At 65.0% G+C, this 16,033-nt stretch carries 14 protein-coding genes; 11 read left to right on the forward strand and 3 right to left on the reverse strand.

The genetic code is table 11. The annotated features are described in order from the left end of the window. Positions 1-150 precede the first annotated feature (150 nt). From BBTA_RS03320 to BBTA_RS03330, 3 genes are read right to left on the reverse strand one after another with little or no spacing between them, the layout of a single operon-like run. Positions 151-897 (reverse strand): response regulator, encoded by a 747-nt coding sequence (locus tag BBTA_RS03320; protein ID WP_012041028.1) that lies wholly within the window; start codon positions 895-897, stop codon positions 151-153. Then, positions 894-2,639: a DUF3369 domain-containing protein gene (locus BBTA_RS03325; RefSeq protein ID WP_012041029.1), complete on the reverse strand. Its 1,746-nt coding sequence runs from the start codon at positions 2,637-2,639 to the stop codon at positions 894-896. The genes BBTA_RS03320 and BBTA_RS03325 overlap by 4 nt, the downstream gene beginning before the upstream one ends. After that, the gene (locus tag BBTA_RS03330) at positions 2,609-4,600 is read right to left on the reverse strand and encodes a sensor histidine kinase (RefSeq protein WP_049795464.1); all 1,992 of its coding nucleotides are present in this window, start codon (positions 4,598-4,600) and stop codon (positions 2,609-2,611) included. The genes BBTA_RS03325 and BBTA_RS03330 overlap by 31 nt, the downstream gene beginning before the upstream one ends. Positions 4,601-5,137: 537 nt before the next feature. Here BBTA_RS03330 and ugpB point away from each other — a divergent pair. The 11 genes from ugpB (at position 5,138) to BBTA_RS03380 (ending at position 16,005) form a co-directional block, all read left to right on the forward strand. Then, positions 5,138-6,463, forward strand: a complete 1,326-nt coding sequence (ugpB, locus tag BBTA_RS03335) for a sn-glycerol-3-phosphate ABC transporter substrate-binding protein UgpB (RefSeq protein WP_041750293.1) — start codon at positions 5,138-5,140, stop codon at positions 6,461-6,463. Further along, entirely contained in the window at positions 6,463-7,416 is a 954-nt protein-coding gene (locus BBTA_RS03340) for a phosphotransferase (protein WP_012041032.1), read from the forward strand. The genes ugpB and BBTA_RS03340 overlap by 1 nt, the downstream gene beginning before the upstream one ends. A 233-nt stretch (positions 7,417-7,649) precedes the next feature. After that, positions 7,650-9,272: an ABC transporter substrate-binding protein gene (locus tag BBTA_RS03345; RefSeq protein WP_041750294.1), complete on the forward strand. Its 1,623-nt coding sequence runs from the start codon at positions 7,650-7,652 to the stop codon at positions 9,270-9,272. A gap of 147 nt (positions 9,273-9,419) precedes the next feature. Further along, complete coding sequence (locus BBTA_RS03350) at positions 9,420-10,433, forward strand: ABC transporter permease (protein ID WP_012041034.1); 1,014 nt, start codon at positions 9,420-9,422, stop codon at positions 10,431-10,433. Beyond that, positions 10,430-11,326, forward strand: coding sequence for an ABC transporter permease (locus tag BBTA_RS03355; protein ID WP_012041035.1), 897 nt, complete (start codon positions 10,430-10,432; stop codon positions 11,324-11,326). Before BBTA_RS03350 ends, BBTA_RS03355 begins: the two co-directional genes overlap by 4 nt. A 4-nt stretch (positions 11,327-11,330) precedes the next feature. After that, positions 11,331-11,471 carry a hypothetical protein gene (locus BBTA_RS40625; protein ID WP_168167859.1) on the forward strand — a complete coding sequence of 47 codons (141 nt, stop codon included), beginning with the start codon at positions 11,331-11,333 and terminating at the stop codon, positions 11,469-11,471. Continuing rightward, positions 11,468-13,294: an ABC transporter ATP-binding protein gene (locus tag BBTA_RS03360; RefSeq protein ID WP_012041036.1), complete on the forward strand. Its 1,827-nt coding sequence runs from the start codon at positions 11,468-11,470 to the stop codon at positions 13,292-13,294. Before BBTA_RS40625 ends, BBTA_RS03360 begins: the two co-directional genes overlap by 4 nt. Positions 13,295-13,306: 12 nt before the next feature. Beyond that, on the forward strand, positions 13,307-13,486 hold the full coding sequence (locus BBTA_RS03365; RefSeq protein ID WP_012041037.1) for a DUF4089 domain-containing protein: 180 nt from the start codon (positions 13,307-13,309) through the stop codon (positions 13,484-13,486). Between the two features lie 10 nt (positions 13,487-13,496). Beyond that, on the forward strand, positions 13,497-14,897 hold the full coding sequence (locus BBTA_RS03370; protein WP_041750295.1) for an AtzE family amidohydrolase: 1,401 nt from the start codon (positions 13,497-13,499) through the stop codon (positions 14,895-14,897). Then, positions 14,878-15,270 carry an oxalurate catabolism protein HpxZ gene (gene hpxZ, locus BBTA_RS03375; protein WP_012041039.1) on the forward strand — a complete coding sequence of 131 codons (393 nt, stop codon included), beginning with the start codon at positions 14,878-14,880 and terminating at the stop codon, positions 15,268-15,270. Before BBTA_RS03370 ends, hpxZ begins: the two co-directional genes overlap by 20 nt. A 3-nt stretch (positions 15,271-15,273) precedes the next feature. Continuing rightward, complete coding sequence (locus BBTA_RS03380) at positions 15,274-16,005, forward strand: GntR family transcriptional regulator (RefSeq protein ID WP_012041040.1); 732 nt, start codon at positions 15,274-15,276, stop codon at positions 16,003-16,005. Positions 16,006-16,033 lie beyond the last annotated feature (28 nt).

Genomic DNA, 16,033 nt, shown 5'->3' on the forward strand with positions numbered 1-16,033 from the left:
GGGACGTCTGCACGAAAATGGGAAAATGGTTTCGTCGCAGCGAAGAAATGTTTCGTCGCGCCGCACATCGCGAAACACACGTGGCGGAATTGTGCCCGATTCCAATATACGGAACTGCGGTCCGGCTGCGACCGACGGTTCGCGGCCGCTTCAGGCCTTCTCGCCGGCCGGCGAAAACAGGTAACCGCCGCCGCGGATGGTGCGAATCACGGCCGGTTTGGCCGGATCGGGCTCGATCTTGCGGCGGATCCGCATGATTCGCAGGTCGACGGCCCGGTCGAACGCCTCGGCATCCCTGGCATTGGCGAGTTCCAGCAGCCGTTCACGCGACAGCACCCGCTTCGGATTGGCCGCGAACACCTTGAGCAGGCCGAACTCGGAGGCCGTCAGCGGATGCTCATTGCCTTCATCGTCGCGCAGCGCCTGGGCGTCGAGGTCCAGCCATTTGGTGCCGAATCGGACCAGCTGCGGATCCTTGGCCTTGGCCTCGACAACCTCCGCACTGGCGGATGCGGCAGCCTTGGCCGGGCCGCTGCGACGCAAGACCGAGCGGATCCGCGCCATCAATTCGCGCAATTCGCACGGCTTGGCGACATAATCGTCGGCGCCGAGCTCAAGGCCGACGACGCGGTCGATCGGGCTGGCGGTCGCCGTCAGCATGATGACCGGGATGTTGGTGCGGCCCTTGAGGTCGCGGATGATCGACAGACCGTCCTCTTCGGGCATGTTGAGGTCGAGCACGACGAGATCGGCGGGCCCGGTGTCGATGGCGCTGCGCAGGCTCTTTCCGCCATCGCACAGGGTCACCGTGAAGCCGTGCATCTTGAGGTAATCGCCCACCATCTCCCGGGCAGGGGCCTCGTCGTCGACGATGATGATGTGCTGGCTCTGACTCATGACAACTCGGCCGCAGGCAGTGTGATGGTGAAGGTTGACCCCGATCCCGGCCCATCGCTCTTGGCCGTTACCTCTCCACCATGCATGTCGACGATGCGTTTGACAATCGACAGGCCGAGGCCGGTCGAGCTCTCGCCGGCGGTCGGTTTTGCCGACAGCCGCTGGAACCGGCCGAACAGCCGGCCGAGATCCTCCGGCGACAGGCCGGCGCCCTCATCGGTGACGGCGATGAAAGTGTTATCGCCATCATCTGCGGCATTCACGGTGATCCTGCCGCCGATCGGGCTGTATTTGATGGCGTTGCTGAGCAGATTGTCGATCGCCTCGCGGATGCGATCGATGTCGCACATGGTCGACAGATGCGGCGGCGCCGACACCGCAATCACCTGCTGCTTGTTCAGCGCCAGCGGCTGGTTGGCCTCGGCCACTTCGCGCACGAGCGCGGCGATGTCGACCGGCTCGCGTCGGATGGTGATGTCGAACGCATCGGCCATGGCGTCCGAGATCAGGTGGTCGACCATCGAGGTCAGCCGCTTGGCGGCGTCGCGGATGTGCTCGATCTGCGTGGTGACGCCGTCCCTGGAGGCGCCGGTCGCGATCAGCTCGGTCAGCATTTCGGTGCGGCCGAGGATCACGCCGAGCGGATTCTTCAGGTCGTGGGCGACGGTGCCGAGGATCTCGTTTTTGAAGCCGTTGGCGCGCTGCAACCGCAGCCACTGTGCCGAGAGCCGCCGATTGGCCTGCATCAGCGCACGGGTGCGCTGGGCGACGCGGTCTTCGAGCTGGGTGTTGGCCTCGTGCAGCTGCTGATAGAGGATCACATTGTCGAAGGCGATCGACAGCCGGCTGGAAAAGATCTCGACCAGCGAGCGGTCGGTCTCCGACAGCTGCCGTTCCGCCTGAAGCAGCACCACGACCTCGCGGCCGGAGCCGGTGCGGACATAGAGCACGGTGCGCTGGTCGGCGAACTCGTTCGCGCGCTGCCGGAACGCGGCTTCGACCATGTCGCGCAGCTCGGGATCGAGCGCGCGCGAGGTCGCCGCGCCGGAGAAGCGGCTGTAGCAGCCGGAGCCGGCCAGCACCGAGAAATCCTCCGCCTGGCTGCCGTCGTCGCGCAGCACCAGGATGCCGGCGCAATCGACGTTCAGCAGCGACGCCATCTGCGTCAGCACGCCCTCCGCCAGCCGCTGCATCGACTTGAAGTCGTAGAGCGTCGATGCGGCGTCGATGATGATTTCCAGGCCGCGCCTTGTCTGCACCATGCGCTCGAGCTGCTGATAGCTGCGCAGCGCCGCGGTCAGCGAGGTGAACAGCTTGTCGGCGGTGAGCTCGGTCTTGGCCTTGTAGTCGTTGATGTCGTACTGGACGATGACCCGTCGCTCCGGCGCCTGGCCCGGCTGTCCCGTGCGCAGGATGATGCGCACCGTCTCGTTCCGGATCTCATTGCGGATATATTCCACGAGCTCGAGGCCGGCGACGTCGGTTTCCATGATGACGTCGAGCAGCACGGCCGCGACGTCCGGATGCTCCCGCATCAGGGTGCGGCCTTCCGCTGCGGAATAGGCCGACAGGATCTCCAGTCCCTGTCCGTTCAGATTGTAGTCGGACAGCGCAAAGCGGGTGCCCTCATGCACCGCATGATCGTCGTCGATGACGGCGATCTTCCACTTCCGGGCCGAATGGTCGTCCTGGTCAACTCCGCTATCCTCGATCAGGTGGAGGACATCGTCCTGTTCGGCCATTGCGTCGTTCCGTCACCTATTGCTGTCTCGGCGCCGCCCTTGGCGACCCTCGGCATGGTAATCCGAAAGGTGGTGCCTTGTCCCACCCGGGACTCCAGCATCATGCGGCCGCCGAGCTGCTGCGTTACCAGATTGTAGACGATATGCAGCCCGAGCCCCGTCCCGCCTTCATTCCGGCGCGTGGTAAAGAACGGATCGAAGGCTTGGCGCTGCACGTCGGGCGTCATGCCGGCGCCGTTATCGGCAAAAATGATCTCGATGTCATCTGCGCCGCGCGGCCGCGCGGTGATCGAGATGGTGCCGGCGCGGCCGTCGGCGAAGGCATGGTTGACCGCGTTGAGAAACAGATTGGTCAGGATCTGGCCATAGGACCCCGGATAGCCGTCGATCGGCAGCCCCTCGGGCACGTCGACCGCAAGCGTGATCGCCGCCCGCTTGAGGACCGGCTTCAGGCTCGTGATGATCTGGTCGGTGGCCTCGCCCAGCATGAAAGTCCGTCGCTCGGCATGCGAACGGTCGACGGCGACCTGCTTGAACGACTGGATCAGCTCGCCGGCGCGCTGCAGGTTGGCGACCAGCTGTTCGGACGCGTCGCGCGAGGAGCGCACGAATTCCTCGAGCTGCGATCGCCGCAGGCCGCCCTCCGGCGACTTCAGCATCGCTTCGAACATCTCCGCCCGGCGCGCAAAGCTGGAGGCCACCGTCAGGCTGATGCCGATCGGATTGTTCACCTCATGCGCCACTCCGGCGACCAGCCCTCCCAGCGCCGCGAGGCGCTCGGCATCGATCAAATTCCGTTGCGCGGCATTGAGCTCGAGCAGGGCGCTCTCGGCCTTCTCCTTCGCGTTGCGCAGCTCGTCTTCGGTCTTGCGCTTGGCGATCGCGTTCTGGCGGAAGATCTCGACGGCGCGGGCCATCGAACCGACCTCGTCGCGCGCCTCGGTGCCCTGAACCTTTCGGTCGTAGTCGCCGATGGTGATCGCGCGCATCGACGCCATGATCTGCTGCAACGGCAGGCGGATCGAGAGTGCGATCAGCACGCCTGCGGACAGGATGATGCCGAGAAAGATCACCGCGATCGACAGCACGCGTCGGGAAATATCGCTCAATGTCCGATCGAAGGTCGCCTGGGCCTTCTGCTCATGCTGCCGCATCTTCACCGACAGGCCGTCGATGGCGGCGATGGTTTCGGCCTGACTGGCGTCGATGGTGTTGCGCAGCAATTCCGTGCGATTGGTCAGCTGTCCGGTCAGCTTGGAAAAGCCTTCCCGGAGCGCCGCGGTACGGGCCGACAGCCGCTGCAGCGCAAGGCGCTGCAGGTCGTTGTCGGCAAGCTCCGACATCACCGGAATGGTCTTCTCGATCGTCTCGGTGTTGCGGCGCGCATCCTCCGCCGACGCCGGGGCCAGCGAGAGGTAGTAGGAATTGGCCGCGACCAGCATCGCGGTGAAGGCCTCCCGCGACTTGCCGAGCGATGGCCAGATCTGCGCGTCGCGATGACCGGTCGCGCCTTCGATCACCGAATAGAGCCCGGCGATGTCTCGGGCGGGACCGAGCACCTCCTCGTCATAGGTCTTGGCAATCGTCGCCTGCAGGCTGCGCAACTCGCCGAAACCGTCGAGAAAGCGCACCGTGACGCGTTCGAGCTCTTCGGCCGATCCCGACAGCATCGGGTCGGTCGACGCGCGCGTGGTGAGGGTGCCCAGCACCGCCTCGCGCAAGAGCAGGATCTCGGCGAACAGCTCTGGACTCGGCTGATTGATGTAGCGGTGAATGAGGTTCTGCAGCCGGCTGGTCTCGCTTTCCAGCAGTGCCAGCACCTTGTCGGATTCGCGGACCTGGCGGACATCGTCCCAGGCGGTTCCCAGCACCTTCGCTCCGTTCCAGATCAGCGCCGCGAGGACGATCACGACAGCGGAGTTGAGGGCGGCAATGGACAGGATACGCCAACGGATCGGCACAGCCCGCAGCACGCGAACGACCCTGGCCCGGCCCGATGCGATCAGGCTGACCGATGGTCCGACGGAACTCCGCGTCTCGGCTGGTTCCACGACGTTACCTCGCGCTGCCCGGTGCGAACCGAGGCGGACGCGGCACTCGCGGCGTTGGACCTGCATGGTGCAGCGCAGCCAATCGCGTTGCACACTGGCAGCCGTGACGGCCGCCGCGCGCAGCCAGCATACGACGCTCCGCTTTCGTCCCGCCCCGTCTCCACACCGGCGTCACGTTCATGATCGAGATCCGCGGAAGGCAGGCGCGGTACACAGGCAACATGTTCCCCTTGCTGTTGAGGTCGGCCTGACGATGAAAAGGTTCAATGCGTCCACGAACAGGTGCTATAAGGCCATTCTGACGCGTGTGCGATACGCGTCAATGGTTTGTTCATAAGTTGTTGCAGCTGTTGGTTGATAGTTCGCCGGGCCGGCCGGATGGGGTTTAGGCATGGGGCGCGGTTGCTTATTTTAGCAGCTGATTATTTGAAATGGAGTTGGCCTCCGGTGACGATCGTCCTGCGTCTTCTCTGCGTCGTTGTCTTGCTCTGCAATGCGCTCGGGGCGGTGTCGGCTCAGGCCGCGACCGAGATCATCTGGTGGCACGCGATGTCGGGGGAGCTCGGCAAGCAGGTCGAGAGGCTCGCAGCCGATTTCAACGCGTCGCAACACGACTATCATATCCAGCCGACCTATAAGGGGACGTACACGGAGACCGTCACCGCCGCCATCTTTGCGTTCCGGTCGCGGAGCCAGCCGGCGATCGTGCAGGTGAATGAGATTGCAACGGCCACGATGACCGCAGCCAAAGGCGCGATCTATCCCGTGTTCGAGCTGATGCAGGACGAGCAGGAAGCCTTTTCGCCATCGGCCTATTTGCCGGCGGTTGCCGGCTACTACGCCGATGCCGACGGCAACATGCTGTCGTTTCCGTTCAATGCCTCCACCCCCATCCTGTACTACAACAAGGATCAGTTTCGTGCCGCTGGGCTCGATCCCGATGTCCCTCCCAAGACGTGGCCGGAGCTTGGCAGGGCGGCCAAGCGGCTGCGCGAGCACGGCATGGCCTGCGGTTTTACAACCTCGTGGCCGGCCTGGATCAACATCGAGAACTTTTCTGCCTTCCATAATTTGCCGATCGCCACGCGGGCCAATGGCTTTGCGGGACTCGACGCCGCCTTGATCTTCAACAATCCCCACGTCGTCCGCCATATCGCTCAGCTTGCCGAATGGCAGAAGAGCAAGGTCTTCGATTATGGCGGTCGCGGCCAGGCGGCCGAGCCGCGCTTTCAGAGAGGCGAATGCGGCATCTTCATCGGGTCCTCGGCGACACGTGCCGACATCAAGGCGAATTCGAGATTCGCGGTTGGTTACGGCATGATGCCGTATTGGCCCGATGTCGCCGGTGCGCCGCAAAACTCGATCATTGGCGGTGCAACGCTCTGGGTGCTGCGCGACCGTCCGGCCGCCGAGTACAAGGGGGTCGCCAGGTTCTTCGCCTATCTGTCGCGGCCGGACATCCAGGCGGCCTGGCATCAGAACACGGGCTATCTGCCGATCACCCAGGCCGCGTTCGATCTCACGCGTGCGCAAGGGTTCTACGATCGCAATCCCGGCACCGCGATCTCGATCGAGCAGGTGACGCTGCATCCGCCGACCGAGAATTCGCGCGGGCTTCGGCTCGGCTCCTTCGTGCTGATCCGCGACGCCATCGAGGACGAGATGGAGCAGGCCTTCAGCGGCCGCAAGTCGGCCCACGCCGCGCTCGACGCCGCCGTCGAGCGCGGCAACCGTCTGTTGCGCCAGTTCGAGCGCGCCAGCCCGGATCGTTGATGACGACGCTGCCGCCGATTGCCGATGTTGTGCAGCTCAAGCGCCTGCGTGCCGACGAGGCGCATTGGCTGCCGGCCGCACAGCAGATCGTTCGCGCTGAGGGCTACGACGGCGCGCAGCTGGTGCCGTTCGGGGCGGGAACGAATCTCGTCGCCGCATTGAACGACCAACTGGTCCTGAAGATCTTTCCGTCCTTCCATCGGGCCAAGTTTCTCTCGGAGCGCGCAACGCTGCGCGTCCTCGGCGGTCGCGTCGATGATGTCGCCACGCCTGAGCTGCTGCATCATGGTGAATGCGAGGGGTGGTCCTATCTGATCATGAGCCGGCTCGAAGGTGTTGCTGCTTCGGAGGTCTGGCCGCTCCTTGCAGAAGCGGATAAGCCGCGTCTCTTGCGGCAGCTCGGCCGCCTGATCGCCGATGTGCAACAGGTCTCGCCAGGCGAACTGCTCACGCTCGGCCCGCGCTGGTCTGATTTCCTGCAGATGCAGCTGGCCGGGTGCCGCGCCCGCCATCAGCGGCTCGGGCTGCCGCCAGCGCTGCTTGCAGTCCTGGATGATCTGCTGAACGAAGCCGTCGATGAGCTGCCGCGAGATCCGCAGTCCGTCATTCTCACCGGCGAGTACATTCCTGAGAATTTCATGCTCTCGCCTGTCGGCGATGGCTGGCGCGTGAGCGGCCTGTTCGACTTCGGCGACGTCATGACCGGTTTCGGTGAATACGACCTGCTCGGGCCGAGCGCGTTTCTCGCGGCTGGGCACGCGGCGCGCATGCGCGCCTTGTTCGAAGGCTATGGCTTGGCTCCGGGTCAGGTCACCTGGCAGCTGAAGCGGCGGCTGTTGTTTCTGATGCTGCTGCATCAGGCCAGCGATCCGCTCCGGCACATCGCCATTCCGGATTGGCCGCTCCGGGCTGGGACTTTCGACGCATTGCAGGCGCTGATCTGGCCGGAGTGATCTGACACCAGAGGTGGCTCAGCAGGCGGCCTGCAGCCAGTGTGCAGATTCGTCGCAGTCGGCAACGTTAGCTCAATAAATAAGCAATTCTGTAGCTTTGTATGCAATTGTTCCGGGGGGAGCCCGGACACGGCAACCTGTATCTCGAATTTTCAATGACTTAGCCATGATGGTGGATTGGCACGAAGCTTGCGACCTCTTGCCCCGTCGGTTGTATTCCCTGGGAGCATTTGATGAAGCGTCGCGATTTTCTGAAGTCCGTATCCGGTCTGGCTGCCGGCGCCGCGCTGCCCGTGGCGCCCGCGGTGATGTCGGCCGCGAAGGCCGATGCGCGATCCGAGACGCTGCTGATCGTGTCCGAGGGCGGGCCGAACAATCTCGATATTCACGGCGTGGGCACCAACGTGCCGGGCTACGAGGTCTCCTGGAACTGCTACGACCGCCTGATCAGCCATGAGATGAAAAGCGGCCCGGGCGGCGTGCCGTATTACGACCGCGACAAGTTCAAGCCCGAACTTGCGGAGGACATGACCATCGGCGACATGTCCGCGACCTTCAGGCTGCGGAAGAATGCCAAATTCCACGACGGCACGCCGGTCACCGCGAAGGACGTCAAATGGTCGCTTGACCGGGCCGTCAGCGTCGGCGGCTTTCCGACCTTCCAGATGAGCGCGGGCTCGCTGACCAAGCCTGAACAGTTCGTCATCGTCGATGACCACACGGTGCGCGTCGACTTCCTGAAGAAGGATCGCCTGACGATCCCCGATCTCGCCGTGATCGTACCCTGCGTCGTCAACTCGGAACTGGTGAAGAAGAACGCCACCGACAAGGATCCCTGGGGCCTCGAATTCACCAAGCAGCAGACCGCGGGCTCCGGCGCCTACAAGGTGACGAAGTGGACCGCCGGCACCGAAGTCGTCATGGAGCGCAACGACGACTGGGTGTGCGGGCCGCTGCCGAAGATCAAGCGCGTGATCTGGCGCATGGTGCCGCAGGCCGGCAACCGGCGGGCCCTGCTCGAGCGCGGCGACGCCGACATCTCCTATGAGCTGCCGAACAAGGACTTCCAGGAGATGAAGGCGAACGGCAAGCTGAGCGTGGTCTCGCTGCCGATCTCGAACGGCATTCAATACATCGGCATGAATGTCACCAAGCCGCCATTCGACAATCCCAAGGTGCGCCAGGCCCTCGCTTATGCGATGCCCTATCAGAAGATTATCGATGCCGTGATGTTCGGCCTCGCCAATCCGATGTTCGGGGCTGCCGCCGACAAGGCCACCGAGGTGGCGTGGCCGCAGCCGACCAAATATGCCACCGATATGGAGAAGGCGAAGGCGCTGCTGGCCGAGGCCGGCTACGGCAACGGCTTCGAGACCACGATCTCCTTCGATCTCAATTTCGCGCAGGTCAACGAGCCCTTGTGCGTGCTGGTGCAGGAAAGCCTCGCCCAGCTCGGCATCAAGACCACGATCAACAAGGTGCCCGGCGCCAATTGGCGCACCGAGCTGAACAAGAAGGAGATGCCGCTCTTCACCAACATCTTCTCGGGCTGGCTCGATTATCCCGAGTACTTTTTCTACTGGTGCTATCACGGCAACAATTCCGTGTTCAACACGATGAGCTACAAGTCACCGGAGATGGACAGGCTCATCAACGGCGCGCGCGACGCCGCCGCGACCGGCGACAAGGCGACCTACGATGCCGACGTGAAGGGTTTCGTTGATCTGGCTTTCGCCGAGGTGCCGCGCATCCCGCTGTACCAGCCCTTCGTCAACGTCGCGATGCAGAAGAACATCTCCGGCTATCAGTACTGGTTCCACCGCCGGCTGGACTATCGTGCGCTGGTGAAGGGGTGAGATGGGCGAGGAGCGAGTGGCGAGCAGCGAATAGGGCAATGGAGAGCGGCGAATGCTAAGGGAGGATGATCCGCAGCCGAGCGCTCTGGACCGCTATTCGCCACTCTCTATGCGCCATCCGCAGGCCAAGTGCGCGGAGCGATCGACATGTTGAGTCTCATCGCCAAGCGCCTCGCTTTCGCGATTCCCTCGCTGATCGGCGTCGTGATCGTCACCTTCCTGCTGACGCGCGCCTTGCCCGGCGATCCCGCGGCGTATTTTGCCGGTCCTGCGGCCACCAAGGAGGCCGTCGAGCAGATTCGCAAGAAGCTCGGTTTCGACAAGCCGCTGGTCGAGCAGTTCTTCCGCTACACGGTCGATCTCGCCCATGGCGATCTCGGCAGCTCGCTGACGACAGGCCAGCCGGTCGCGACCGAAATCCGCAACCGCCTGCCGGCCTCGGCCGAGCTCACCCTGCTCGGTCTTCTCGTGTCGGTCGCGATCGCGCTGCCGCTCGGCGTGCTCGCCGCGACGCGGCCGGGGTCATGGATCGATCACACCTGCCGTGTCGTCACCACTGCGGGCGTCTCGCTGCCGGTGTTCTTCACCGGGCTGGTGCTGGTCTACGTGTTCTATTTCCGGCTCGGCTGGTCGCCGGCGCCGCTTGGCCGTCTCGACGTGTTCTATAGCGCCCCGAACGCCGTGACCGGCTTCTATCTCATTGACACGCTGATCGCAGGCGACGCCGAGGCGTTCCGTTCCGCGCTGAGCCAGCTGATCCTGCCGGCTGCGACCCTGGCGATCTTTTCGCTCGCGCCGATCGCGCGCATGACGCGCGCCTCGATGCTGCAGGTGCTGTCGTCGGAGTTCGTGCGGACGGCGCGGGCCTCCGGCCTGTCACCCGCCACGGTCACGGTGACCTACGCGTTCCGGAACGCGATGCTGCCGGTCATCACCACGCTGTCGATGGTGTTCTCGTTCCTGCTCGGCGCCAACGTGCTGGTCGAGAAAGTGTTCGCGTGGCCCGGCATCGGCTCCTACGCGGTCGAGGCGCTGATCGCCTCCGACTTCGCGCCGGTGCAGGGCTTCGTGCTGACGATGGCCGTGATGTACGTCCTCCTGAACCTGGTCATCGACATTCTGTATGGCGTCATCGACCCCCGTGTGAGGCTGGAAGGATGAGCTCTGTCGCGCCGACCGTCGAACCCGCCGTCGCCCGCACCTCCGGCTTGGCCGCCCTGATCGGGCACACCCGCTATGTGCTCGCCGAGAACAAGGTCACCGGCTTTGCCTTCGGATTGCTGGTGCTGATCCTGTTCGCCGCGATCTTCGGTCCGTGGATCGTGCCGTATGATCCGCTCGCCAGCGACACAGCGTCGGCGCTGAAGCCGCCGTCTGCGGCGCATTGGTTCGGCACCGACCAGCTCGGCCGCGACATCTTCAGCCGTGTCGTGGTGGCTGCCCGGCTCGATACGTTCATCGCGGTCGCCTCGGTCGCGCTGGTGTTCTTCATGGGCGGGCTTGCGGGAGTCGCGGCCGGCTTTTTCGGCGGCTGGACCGACCGCATCGTCGGCCGCATCGCCGACACCATCATGGCGTTCCCGCTGTTCGTGCTGGCGATGGGGATCGTGGCCGCGCTCGGCAACACCGTGCAGAACATCATCATCGCCACCGCGATCGTGAACTTTCCGCTTTATGCCCGTGTGGCGCGTGCCGAGGCCAATGTCCGCCGCAACGCCGGCTTCGTGCAGGCGGCGCGTCTGTCGGGCAACAGCGAGATGCGCATTCTGCTGGGTCATATCCTGCCGAACATCATGCCGATCATGATCGTGCAGATGTCGCTCACCATGGGCTACGCGATTCTCAATGCCGCCGGCTTGTCTTTCATCGGCCTTGGCGTGCGGCCGCCGACCGCGGAATGGGGCATCATGGTCGCCGAGGGCGCCTCCTTCATGGTGTCGGGCGAATGGTGGATCGCGCTGTTTCCCGGCCTCGCGCTGATGATCGCGGTGTTCTGCTTCAACCTGCTCGGCGACGGCCTGCGCGACATCGCCGACCCGCAGCGCAGGACGTAAGGCGATGAGCTACCTGCCAAGGAATAACCTCGTCATTGCCGGGCTTGACCCGGCAATCCATCCCTTCAAGCAAACCTTCGTCAGTCTGACGGATGCGCGGGTCAAGCCCGTGCATGACGGTCTGTGTGATTGGAGAGCATCATGACCGCCCAGCCGCTGCTCGATGTCCGCGATCTCACCGTGGAGTTCTCCACCCGTCGCGGCATCGTCAAGGCCGTGCAGCATGTCGACATCTCCGTTGCCAAGGGCGAGACCCTGGCGATCGTCGGCGAATCCGGCTCGGGCAAGTCGGTGACGTCGTATGCGGTGATGCGCATTCTCGACCGTGCAGGCCGGATTGCCGAGGGCTCGGTGATGTTTTCCGGCGTCGACGTCAAGGCGGCCGACGAGAGCGCGGTGCGCGACCTGCGCGGACGCGAGATCTCGATGATCTTTCAGAATCCGCGCGCAGCGCTCAATCCGATTCGCAAGGTCGGCCAGCAGATCGAGGATGTGCTGAAGCAGCACGCGCAGGCCGCGGCCAGCGATCGCGGGGAGAAGGCGATCGCTGCCCTCGAGCAGGTCAAGATCGCCCGTCCGCGCGAGCGCTACCATGCCTATCCGTTCGAATTGTCCGGCGGCATGTGCCAGCGTGTCGTCATCGCGCTGGCACTGGCTTGCAATCCGCAGCTTCTGATCGCCGACGAGCCGACCACCGGCCTCGACGTCACCACCCAGAAGGCGGTGATGGATCTCGTCGTCGAGCTGACCAGGAGCCGCGGCATGTCGACGATCCTGATCACGCATGATCTGGGACTTGCCGCCGCCTATTGCGACCGCGTCGTCGTGATGGAGAAGGGGCGGGTGGTCGAGACCGCCAAGGCTGCCGACATCTTCGCCAACCCGCAGCACCCCTATACGCGCAAGCTGATGCGTGCGACGCCGCGTCTCGGCGTGTCCCTGCGCGAACTGCTGCCGGAGGAGGAGACGTCGCCCAATGCACAGTCCGTCATCGCCGGGCTTGACCCGGCGATCCATCCCGTTGCGCAAGAGTCGTCGAAGCTGATGGACCCCCGGGTCAAGCCCGGGGGGGACGAGCGAAGTGGTGCGGACGAGCAGTGCGGGAGGGACGAGGCGCGTGCCGGAATTGCGCGGCCGCTCCTTCTCATCGACAAGCTCATCAAGGAATATCCGCGCCAGGGTGGATCGCCGACATTGTCAAGACTGTTCGGCCGCAAGCCGGCGGTCGAGCCCGAGATGTTTCGTGCCGTCGATGGCATCAGCTTCACCGTCGGCCATGGCGAGAGCGTCGGCCTCGTCGGCGAGTCCGGCTGCGGCAAATCGACCACGTCGATGATGGTGATGCGTCTGCTCGACCAGACCTCGGGCCGCATCAGCTTCGACGGCGAGGAGATCGGCAACATCCTGCCGCAGGCCTTCGCCCGGCTGCCGCTGCGCAGCCGCATCCAGATGGTGTTCCAGGATCCGACCGACAGCCTCAACCCGCGCTTCACCGCGGCGCGTGCGATCGCCGATCCGATCCTGCAACTCGGCGACATCAAGGGGCGCGACGCCCTGCGCGGGCGGTGCGAAGAGCTCGCGCGCATGGTCGGTCTGCCGCTCAACCTGCTCGACCGCTTTCCGCATCAACTCTCGGGCGGCCAGAAGGCGCGCGTCGGCATCGCACGTGCGATCGCATTGCACCCGAAGCTCGTGATCCTCGACGAGCCGACGGCGGCGCTCGACGTCTCCGTGCAGGCGGTCGTGCTGAATCTGCTTCAGGACCTCAAGCAGCAATTGGGCATGAGCTATCTGTTCGTCTCCCATGATTTGAACGTGGTGCGGCTGTTGTGCGATCGTGTGATCGTGATGCGGTCGGGTCGAATCGTCGAAGAAGGCAGCTCCGAACGTGTGCTAGGAGATCCGCAGCATGACTATACGCGCGAGCTGCTGACCGCGATTCCGCATCCGCCGCTGCCGGTGCATTGAGGGGAGAGGTGCATGGCCGAGCCATGGGATGACTACATCGACGCGGTCGGGCGCGCCTTGGGGCTGCCGATCGAAGAGGCTTGGCGTCCGGCGATCCGCGCCAATCTCGACGTGTCGCTGAAAATGGCGAAGCTGGTCGACGAATTCCCCCTGCCTGATGAAGCCGAGCCTGCCAGTGTCTTCACCGCTTGATCCTGCCGACATGACCGCGAGCGCCATCGCCGCCGCGGTGGCCACCCGCAAGCTCTCCGCCAAGGAGGCGACTGAGGCCGCGCTGTCGCGGATCGCTGCGCGCGATGGCGTGCTGAACGCCTTCACCGATGTCACGGCCGAGCGCGCACGCGCCAAGGCGGCTGAGATCGACGCGGCGATCGCGGCCGGCAAATCTGTCGGCCCGCTCGCTGGCGTGCCGTTCGCCGTGAAGAACCTGTTCGATGTCGAGGGGCTGCCGACCCGTGCAGGCTCCAAGATCAACCGCGACCGTGCGCCGGCCGCACGCGACGCCACGCTGATCGCGCGCATGGAGGCCGCAGGCGCGGTCCTGGTCGGCGCGCTCAACATGGGCGAATACGCCTACGACTTCACCGGCGAGAACGTGCATGATGGCCCGTCGCGCAATCCGCATGATCCGACACGGATGAGCGGCGGCTCGTCGGGCGGATCGGGCAGCGCCGTGGGCGGCGGCCTGGTGCCGATCGCGCTCGGCTCGGACACCAATGGCTCGATCCGCGTGCCCTCGTCGTTCTGCGGCATCTTCGGTCTCAAGCCGACCTATGGCCGGCTGTCGCGCGCGCGCTCGTTTCCGTTTGTGATGAGCCTGGATCATCTCGGCCCGTTCGCGCGCTCGGTCGAGGATCTCGCGCTCGCTTATGACGCGATGCAGGGGCCCGATCCGGACGACGCCGCGTGCACGACGCGCCCTGCGGAGCCTGTGTCCGGATTGCTGTCGCAAGAACTCGACGGTTTGCGCATCGGCCTTGCTGGCGGTCACTTCCAGACGAACCTGTTTCCCGAAGCCGCCGAAGCGGTCGCTCGTGTTGCGGCGGCGTTGAAGGTGACCGAGGTGATCGAGGTGCCGGAAGCCGCGCGCGCCCGCGCTGCGGCCTATGTCATCAGCACCACCGAAGGGGCCTCGCTGCACCTCGACCGGCTGCGCACGCGCCCTCATGATTTCGATCCGGCGGTGCGCGACCGTCTCATCGCCGGCGCGATGATTCCGGCGCCGCTGGTCGACCGCGCGCAGAAGTTCCGTCGCTGGTATCGCGCCAAGGTGCTGGAGCTGTTCACATCGGTCGACGTGCTGATCGCGCCGGCAACGCCCTGCATCGCGCCGAAGCTCGGGCAGGCGACCTTCATGCTCGACGGCGTCGAGCTGCCCGTGCGCGCAAATATCGGCATCCACACGCAGCCGATCTCGTTCATCGGGCTCCCGGTCGTCGCCGTGCCGATTCCGCTCGAGCCGATGCCCATCGGCGTGCAGATTATCGCTGCGCCCTGGTGCGAACATGTCGCATTGCGCGTGGCCCACGCCTTGCAACAGCGTGGCGTCGCCGCTGCGCCGGCCCCGAGAGGAGTCCTGGAGAATGGAAGTCGATCTGCCTGACGTCGTTGCCGAAGTCACGGCGCAGTTCCAGCGCTATGAACAGGCGCTCGTCAGCAACGACGTCGCCGTGCTCGACGAGCTGTTCCGGAAGGACGCCCGCACCTTGCGCTACGGCATCGGTGAGAACTTGTACGGCTATGGCGAGATCGCGGCCTTTCGCGCCGCGCGCTCGCCGGCGGGCCTGATGCGGCGCACCGCGCGCACCATCATCACCGCCTATGGCCGCGACACTGCGGTGGCCTCGACCCTGTTCTATCGCGACAGCGCGCCCGGCAAGGTCGGGCGCCAGATGCAGACCTGGGTTCGGTTCCCGGAGGGCTGGAGAATCGTCGCTGCCCATGTCAGCATCATCGATGAAGCAAAAGGCGGCTGAGGCATGAGCCTGGACGATCTTCCGCCGCGGACGCAGCAGCGGCCCGCCCGCGATCCTGATGGGCCGCGCGCCGATCGCGCGCCGCCAGCGGTCGCAAAGATCACTCGCGCGGAGGAGCTGCGCCTGCAGCTCGCCGACGATATCGTGCGCGGTGCGCTGGCGCCCGGTGCGCCGCTCGACGAAACCGAGATCGCCAAGCGCTTCAACGTCTCGCGCACCCCGGTGCGCGAAGCGCTGCGCCAGCTCGCGGCATCCGGCCTGATCGAGGCGCGCGCGCATCGCGGCGCAGTGGTGGCGCGGCCCTCCGTCGATCGGCTGACTGGGATGTTCGAGGCGATGGCCGAGCTCGAAGGCCTGTGCGCCGGCCTCGCAGCGCAACGTATGACGCCGGTCGAGCGGCAGCGGCTCGAAGCCATTCACGAGGAATTGCGCAATCTCAGCCATGCCGGCAATCCCGAGCGCTTCCACGAGGTGAACGAGCGCTTCCACAACGCGATCTATGCCGGCGCGCACAATGCCTATATCGCCGAGATCACCTTGGCGACGCGGGTGCGCGTGCAGCCGTTCCGCCGGGCCCAGTTCCGCAATCTCGGCCGCCTCGCCAAGTCGCATGCCGAACACGATCGCGTCGTCGTGGCCATCCTGCGTGGCGACAAGGCTGGCGCGGCCAGCGCCATGAAAGCCCATATCGAGCTGGTGCGCGGCGAGTACGAGATTTACGCGGTGTCGGTGTAGACGAGCTCCACCGCAATAACGGTGCTAA

Source organism: Bradyrhizobium sp. BTAi1, from assembly GCF_000015165.1.
GTDB lineage: Bacteria > Pseudomonadota > Alphaproteobacteria > Rhizobiales > Xanthobacteraceae > Bradyrhizobium > Bradyrhizobium denitrificans.

What these genes read in the sequence shown, in the direction of transcription:
- BBTA_RS03320 (WP_012041028.1), bottom strand. Translation starts at nt 897, where the DNA reads ATGAGTCAGAGCCAGCACATCATCATCGTCGACGACGAGGCCCCTGCC.
- BBTA_RS03325 (WP_012041029.1), bottom strand. Translation starts at nt 2,639, where the DNA reads ATGGCCGAACAGGACGATGTCCTCCACCTGATCGAGGATAGCGGAGTT.
- BBTA_RS03340 (WP_012041032.1), top strand. Translation starts at nt 6,463, where the DNA reads ATGACGACGCTGCCGCCGATTGCCGATGTTGTGCAGCTCAAGCGCCTG.
- BBTA_RS03345 (WP_041750294.1), top strand. Translation starts at nt 7,650, where the DNA reads ATGAAGCGTCGCGATTTTCTGAAGTCCGTATCCGGTCTGGCTGCCGGC.
- BBTA_RS03350 (WP_012041034.1), top strand. Translation starts at nt 9,420, where the DNA reads ATGTTGAGTCTCATCGCCAAGCGCCTCGCTTTCGCGATTCCCTCGCTG.
- BBTA_RS03355 (WP_012041035.1), top strand. Translation starts at nt 10,430, where the DNA reads ATGAGCTCTGTCGCGCCGACCGTCGAACCCGCCGTCGCCCGCACCTCC.
- BBTA_RS40625 (WP_168167859.1), top strand. Translation starts at nt 11,331, where the DNA reads ATGAGCTACCTGCCAAGGAATAACCTCGTCATTGCCGGGCTTGACCCG.
- BBTA_RS03360 (WP_012041036.1), top strand. Translation starts at nt 11,468, where the DNA reads ATGACCGCCCAGCCGCTGCTCGATGTCCGCGATCTCACCGTGGAGTTC.
- BBTA_RS03365 (WP_012041037.1), top strand. Translation starts at nt 13,307, where the DNA reads ATGGCCGAGCCATGGGATGACTACATCGACGCGGTCGGGCGCGCCTTG.
- BBTA_RS03370 (WP_041750295.1), top strand. Translation starts at nt 13,497, where the DNA reads ATGACCGCGAGCGCCATCGCCGCCGCGGTGGCCACCCGCAAGCTCTCC.
- hpxZ (WP_012041039.1), top strand. Translation starts at nt 14,878, where the DNA reads ATGGAAGTCGATCTGCCTGACGTCGTTGCCGAAGTCACGGCGCAGTTC.
- BBTA_RS03380 (WP_012041040.1), top strand. Translation starts at nt 15,274, where the DNA reads ATGAGCCTGGACGATCTTCCGCCGCGGACGCAGCAGCGGCCCGCCCGC.